Here is a 6,502-nt window from a genome sequence, read left to right on the forward strand (position 1 = left end):
CAGGGTTCATCCCACTCGGAGCTTATGCTCCTTACAGGTTCATGACGTCTCATCTTTCCGTTCGGAATGAGAGACGACACGATGAACCAGAAACATAGTTTCTCCCGAACCAAATCCAACAATGGCCAGACACGGTCTGTGCCCATCTGCGTGACAATTGCCGGTTCCGACAGCGGCGGCGGCGCTGGCATTCAGGCCGACCTCAAGACATTTTCGGCGCTCGGCGTTTATGGCGCGAGCGTCATTGCGGCTGTGACCGTGCAGAACACCTGCACGGTGAGCGCGGTGCACGATATCCCGCCCGCCATTGTCGCTGGGCAGATCGACGCCGTTTTCAGCGATCTCGACGTTGCCGCAGTGAAGATCGGCATGGTTTCCGTGCCCGAAACCATCGAGGCCATTGCGCGGGGACTCGCCCATTTTTCCGGCCCTGTCGTGCTCGATCCGGTGATGGTGGCCAAGTCCGGCGACCGGCTTTTGAGCGAAAGCGCCATTGCGCTTTTGCGCCAGAAACTGGTGCCGATCGCAACGCTTTTGACCCCAAACCGGCCTGAAGCTGCCTGCCTGCTCGGCTGCGGTCTGGCGCTTGATGATGAAGACGCCGAACAACAGGGCCGCGCATTGCTCGAACTCGGCGCGAAAGCCGTTCTGATGAAGGGCGGCCATGCGGAAGGCGAAATCTGCGTCGACCTCCTCGTTCGCCGCGATCAGCCGACGCTGCGTGTCGAGGCGCAGCGCATCTTGACCGGCAACACCCATGGCACAGGCTGCACGCTCTCCTCGGCCATTGCGGCAGAGCTTGCAAAGAACCTGCCGCTCGAAAAGGCCATGCTTGCAGCCCACACCTATCTGCAAGGGGCAATCCGCGCTGCCGATACGTTGAAGATCGGACACGGCCACGGGCCGGTGCACCATTTCCATAACCTCTGGAAAACCCGAATGGAGGAGATTGCGTGATGCGCGTCACCATCATCGGAGCGGGTGTCGCCGGTCTTGCCACCGCCGCCGAGTTCACCGATCAGGGCCATGCCGTCACGGTGATTGCCCGCAGCCCGCAGATCGGTTCCGACTGCTGTTCCTGGCTTGCAGGCGGCATGCTGGCACCATGGTGCGAGGGCGAAAGCGCCGAAGAGCCTGTGGTGCGGCTCGGTCAGGAAGCCATCGGCTGGTGGGAAAAGCACGTCTCCGGCGTCAAGCGCGAAGGCACTCTGGTTCTGTCGCACAACCGTGACGCCAGCGAGTTGCGCCGTTTCGCCCGCCGGACGGAAGCCTTCGACACAATCGACCATGACCGCATTGATGCACTGGAACCCGATCTGGCCGGGCGTTTCCGGCAGGGCCTGTTCTTCACACGTGAAGGCCATCTCGATCCGCGCAAGACATTGGTTGAGCTGGCCGAAAACCTGCAAAGAAAAGGCGTCGTCTTTCACCTCAATACGGAAGCGCATGAAGCGAAGATCGACGCGGATATCACCGTCGATGCCCGTGGTCTTAGCGCCCGCGATGCGCTGCCCGATCTGCGCGGCGTCAAGGGTGAGATGCTGGTTGTCCGCTCGCGCGACATCAACCTTTCGCGGCCCGTGCGTCTCCTGCATCCGCGCATTCCGCTCTACATCGTGCCGCGCGGCGACGGCGTGCACATGATCGGCGCGACGATGATCGAAAGCGATCAGCGCAGTGGCATCAGCGTGCGCTCGACATTGGAGCTTTTGAGCGCGGCTTACGCCCTGCATCCGGCCTTCGGCGAGGCTGAAATTCTCGAAACCGGCGTCGATGCGCGCCCCGCCTTTCCAGACAACCTTCCCCGCGTGAGACGGCGTGGCAAAACCATCTATGTCAACGGGCTTTACCGCCACGGCTTCCTGCTTTCGCCAGCTGTGGCACGCATGGCGGTTGCGGCCGCGACCGCGCCCGAAACTATGCCTGAATTTGTGGAGGACTATGCATGACGATCGTGCTGAACGGTGAAGTCATCACCACGGCAGCCGCCAATCTGGCGGCGCTGCTGACCGAGATCGAACTGGATGAAGCGGTTGTTGCAACCGCGCTGAACGGTGAATTCGTGGCCAGCGACGAGCGCGCAGCCGCGACCTTGTCGGCTGGCGACCGCATCGAAGTTCTGGCCCCGATGCAGGGAGGCTGAGATGCTGGAATTCTACGGCCAACAATTTGAAAGCCGCCTGCTGCTCGGCACGGCGCAATATCCATCGCCCGCCATTCTGGCCGATGCGGTGCGTGCTTCGCAAAGCGATATCGTCACCGTGTCGCTGCGCCGCGAAAGCGGCGATGCGCGCGCCGGACAGGACTTCTGGGCGCTGATCCGCGAGTTGGGCGTCGCCGTTCTGCCCAACACCGCAGGCTGCCACACGCCGCGTGAAGCGGTGACCACCGCCAGAATGGCGCGTGAAATCTTCGGCACCAACTGGATCAAGCTGGAAGTGATCGGCGACCACGACACGTTGCAGCCCGACCCGTTCGGTCTGGTCGAAGCAGCGCGCATACTCTGCGACGACGGTTTCGAGGTCTTTCCCTATATGAATGACGATCTGGTCGTCGCGGAAAAGCTCATTGAAGCCGGTTGCAAGGTGCTGATGCCCTGGGGCGCGCCCATCGGCTCAGGCCGTGGCCTCAACAATCCTTATGCGCTGAAGACCATGCGGGCGCATTTTCCCGACATTCCGCTTGTTGTCGATGCCGGCATCGGTGTGCCGTCCCATGCGGCTGCGGCGATGGAACTGGGCTATGACGCCGTGCTCATCAACACCGCTGTCGCCAAGGCTGGCGATCCCGTTTCCATGGCACGTGGTTTTGCGCTGGCGGTTGAAGCCGGACGGCTCGCTTTCGAAGCAGACGCCATCGAAGCGCGCGACATGGCCGCGCCATCCACCCCTCTTCTCGGAAAGGCATTTTTGTAATGGCCCTCGATCCGTTCTACCCGATCTTCGACAGCGCAAAATGGCTGGAGCGCATGGTGCCGCTCGGCGTCAGGCTGGTGCAGTTGCGCGCCAAGGACAAGACCGAGCCGGAGCTGCGCAGCGAAATCCGCGCCGCACGCGAAATTTGCCTTGCCCATGACTGCCAGCTGATCGTCAACGACTATTGGAAGCTCGCGCTGGAGGAAGGTTGCGACTTCATCCATCTTGGACAGGAAGACCTCGACGATGCCGATCTGGATGCCATTCGCGCCGGTGGTTTGAAACTGGGTGTTTCGAGCCATGACGAGGCGGAACTGGACCGCGCCCTGTCGGTAAAGCCAGACTATATCGCGCTTGGCCCCATCTACCCGACCATTTTGAAAAAGATGAAATGGCACGAACAGGGCCTGCCCCGCCTTGGCCAATGGAAGGCGCGGATTGGCGATATTCCGCTGGTCGGGATCGGCGGTATGAGCGTCGAACGCGCACCGGGCGTTTTCGAAGCGGGCGCCGATATCGTTTCCGTCGTCACCGACATCACCCTCAATGCCGACCCCGAAAGCCGCCTGCGTCAATGGATCGAAACCACCCGCGCTTATGCAGGCCTTGCTCTGGAGCAGACCCCCATGGAAAGGCAACGCAAATGAAAAAGACCGTCTTCGCCGCCCTGTTCGGCCTCGCTTTCACTGTTGCCACTTCGGCTCACGCTGACGACAAGCTAAAGCTCATCCTCGACTGGTACGTGAACCCGGATCACGGCCCCATCATCGTTGCCGACAAGCTCGGCTACTTCAAGGATGCCGGGCTGGACGTGGATATCGTCGCGCCTGCCGATGCCTCGACGCCGACCAAGATGGTGGCGGCGGGACAGGCCGACCTCGCCATTTCCTATCAGCAACAGGTGCATCTTCAGGTGCATGAAGGTCTGCCGCTGATCCGCGTCGGCACGCTGATTGACTCACCGCTCAACTGCCTGATGACCCGCGACGACGGATCGGTGAATTCCATCGCCGATCTCAAGGGCAAGAAGATCGGCTATTCGGTCGCCGGAACCGAGGAAACTTTGCTCGGCACCATTCTCGGCCAGCACGGTGTCAAACTCTCGGATGTCGAACTGATCAATGTGAATTTCTCGCTCGCGCCATCGCTGATGTCGAAGCAGGTCGACGCCGTGATGGGCGCTTACCGCAATGTCGAACTGAACCAGATGGCCGTCGAAGGCGTGCCCGGCAAATGCTTCTTCGTCGAGGAGGAAGGCGTGCCGGTTTATGACGAGCTGGTCTATGTCGCCGCTTCCGACAAGCTAGATGCGGCGGAAAAGGACAAGATTTCGCGCTTCCTCTCGGCCACGGAGAAGGCCGCGCAATATATCGTCAATCACCCGGACATGGGTTACGAGCTGTTTTCATCCTATAGCACCGAGATCAAGGACGAGTTGAACCAGCGCGCCTGGAAAGACACCGTCGCGCGCTTCTCACGCGCGCCTGCAAGCCTCGATTATGGTCGCTGGCAGCGTTATGAGGCCTATCTCAAGGAGCACAATCTGGTGCCCTCCATCCTGCCGGTCGAGAAATTCGCCATCGACGTCAACGCCGAAGGGAGCAAGTCATGAGCCAGCCGCAGCCGCATTATTCATCCGAACTGTTTACGCGTCTTCGCGCCGCAACGCCTGGCGACTGGAAGCCCTATATCGAGCATGAATTCGTGCGCGGATTGGGCGATGGCACTCTGCCGAAAGCTGCCTTCCTGCATTATCTCCGTCAGGATTATGTCTATCTGCACCACTATGCGCGCGCCTTTGCGCTGGGTGTCGTCAAGGCCAATACGTTGCAGGAAACCCGGCTCTGCGCCGATATCATGCACGGCCTTGCCCATATGGAACTGCCGCTGCATGTCAGCATCTGCGCCCGCGAGGGGATCAGCGAAGACGAGCTTTACGCGACGAAGGAAGAGCCGGAAAATCTCGCTTATACGCGCTATGTGCTCGATTGCGGACAGGCGGGCGACTTCCTCGACCTGCTGACAGCGCTTGTGCCCTGCGCGCATGGCTATGGTGAGATCGGCCTCAATCTCGCCGTGACCGCCCTGCCCGGCACGCCCTATCAGGAGTGGATCGATACCTATGCGGGGGCCGAATATCAGGACATGTGCCACACGGTCGGCAAGCTGTTTGATCAGGCTGCCAAAGACCGCATCGGCGACGACTTCGAGAAAAGTCCGCGTTGGCCAAGGCTGTGCCAGATTTTTGCCACCGCAAGCAGGCTCGAGGCCGAGTTTTGGTCGATGGGGTTGAAAGCAGTTTCAGGAAAAGTGGCTTAGTTGGACGCTACGATTTCAAATCGTTCCCGCACAAGGCGCATCGCCGACGGCTTGCTGTCGGCGGCGGTGGCGCTGGCCATCTGGCAGGCGGTGGTGAGCATCGGCCAGATGCCGCGCTTCATTCTGCCCGGCCCGCTGGATGTGGTGCAGGCGCTGATCGCCAATGCCGGGCTGATCACTGAGAACGCCGCCGCCACCATCGGCGAAGTTCTGGGCGGTCTCGTCCTTGGCAGTGCGGTCGGCATCGCGACCGCCATCTGCCTGATGATGTCGCCGCTGGCGCAGCGGCTCGTCATGCCCGCCATGGTGTTTAGTCAGGCGATCCCGATCTTTGCGCTCGCCCCGATTTTAACCTTGTGGCTCGGCTACGGTCCTGCATCGAAGATCGCGGTTACGGTGCTGATGATCTTCTTCCCTATCGTTTCTACCTTCTTCGACGGCATGCGGCGCACTGATAGCAGCCTGATCGACGCAGCGGAAATTCTGGGCGCGGGACGCATGGCGATCCTGTTTCGCATCCGCATCCCGTCCGCCTTTCCCTCACTGGCATCGGGCCTGAGCCTTGCCGCCGTCTATGCGCCCATCGGCGCTGTGGTGGGCGAATGGGTCGGCGCATCGAAGGGCCTCGGCTATCTGATGCTGCTCGCCAATGGACGCGCCAAGGTGGATCTGATGTTCGCCTGCCTGTTCGTGCTGGCTGCCTTCACCATGCTGCTGCACGGCACGGTGTCGCATTTCGCCCGCAAGCTTGCCGCCTGGCCGAAAAAAGCCGCATAAAAAACCGGCGGGGTCTCCGCCGGTTTTCACATTCCTTCAGACCGCCATTAGCACTACAGCTGCATTCTTCGTGATGCCGGCCTGCAACGAGCAATTTCCTGCGCTCCGGTGCTCACGTACCCAAAAGTACGCTCCGCTCCGGTGCTCGAAAATCACTCGTTTCGCCACGGCCTGACGAATTTGCAACTGTAGTGTCAGGCCAGCGTATAGGCCGTCTTGACCGTCGTGTAGAACTCGGCGGCGTAACGGCCCTGCTCGCGCGGACCGTAGCTCGAACCCTTGCGCCCGCCGAACGGGACATGGAAATCGACACCGGCGGTCGGCAGATTGACCATCACCATGCCCGCTTCCGAATTGCGCTTGAAATGCGTGGCATATTTCAGGCTCGTCGTGCAAATGCCCGACGACAGACCGAAGTTCGTATCGTTGGCAGTGGCGAGCGCTTCTTCGTAATCCTTGACGCGGATGACCGAAGCGACCGGGCCGAAGAT

9 protein-coding genes are annotated in these 6,502 nt (G+C 60.8%); 8 read left to right on the top strand and 1 reads right to left on the bottom strand.

Annotation, left to right across the window (positions count from 1 at the left end):
* Window positions 1-81 precede the first annotated feature (81 nt).
* Genes thiD through FHW00_RS11385 form a run of 8 tightly spaced genes read left to right on the top strand, consistent with a single transcriptional unit; the run spans window position 82 to window position 6,011 of the window.
* A complete protein-coding gene (gene thiD, locus FHW00_RS11350) occupies window positions 82-957 on the top strand; it encodes a bifunctional hydroxymethylpyrimidine kinase/phosphomethylpyrimidine kinase (protein ID WP_078337836.1) in 876 nt (291 codons plus the stop codon).
* Window positions 957-1,949, top strand: coding sequence for a glycine oxidase ThiO (gene thiO, locus FHW00_RS11355; RefSeq protein WP_078337835.1), 993 nt, complete (start codon window positions 957-959; stop codon window positions 1,947-1,949). Before thiD ends, thiO begins: the two co-directional genes overlap by 1 nt.
* A complete protein-coding gene (gene thiS / locus FHW00_RS11360) occupies window positions 1,946-2,143 on the top strand; it encodes a sulfur carrier protein ThiS (RefSeq protein ID WP_061344887.1) in 198 nt (65 codons plus the stop codon). Before thiO ends, thiS begins: the two co-directional genes overlap by 4 nt.
* 1 nt (window position 2,144) lies before the next feature.
* Window positions 2,145-2,915, top strand: coding sequence for a thiazole synthase (locus FHW00_RS11365; RefSeq protein ID WP_078337834.1), 771 nt, complete (start codon window positions 2,145-2,147; stop codon window positions 2,913-2,915).
* A complete protein-coding gene (locus FHW00_RS11370; RefSeq protein ID WP_078337833.1) occupies window positions 2,915-3,562 on the top strand; it encodes a thiamine phosphate synthase in 648 nt (215 codons plus the stop codon). Before FHW00_RS11365 ends, FHW00_RS11370 begins: the two co-directional genes overlap by 1 nt.
* The gene (locus tag FHW00_RS11375) at window positions 3,559-4,527 is read left to right on the top strand and encodes an ABC transporter substrate-binding protein (RefSeq protein WP_078337832.1); all 969 of its coding nucleotides are present in this window, start codon (window positions 3,559-3,561) and stop codon (window positions 4,525-4,527) included. Before FHW00_RS11370 ends, FHW00_RS11375 begins: the two co-directional genes overlap by 4 nt.
* Entirely contained in the window at window positions 4,524-5,234 is a 711-nt protein-coding gene (gene tenA, locus FHW00_RS11380; protein ID WP_078337831.1) for a thiaminase II, read from the top strand. Before FHW00_RS11375 ends, tenA begins: the two co-directional genes overlap by 4 nt.
* Window positions 5,235-6,011 carry an ABC transporter permease gene (locus FHW00_RS11385; RefSeq protein ID WP_078337830.1) on the top strand — a complete coding sequence of 259 codons (777 nt, stop codon included), beginning with the start codon at window positions 5,235-5,237 and terminating at the stop codon, window positions 6,009-6,011.
* Between the two features lie 194 nt (window positions 6,012-6,205).
* Here FHW00_RS11385 and FHW00_RS11390 read toward each other — a convergent pair.
* On the bottom strand, window positions 6,206-6,502 hold a 297-nt coding region (locus FHW00_RS11390; RefSeq protein ID WP_182514654.1), incomplete at its 5' end, for an aldehyde dehydrogenase family protein.

The organism is Ochrobactrum sp. P6BSIII (assembly GCF_014138065.1).
GTDB lineage: Bacteria > Pseudomonadota > Alphaproteobacteria > Rhizobiales > Rhizobiaceae > Brucella.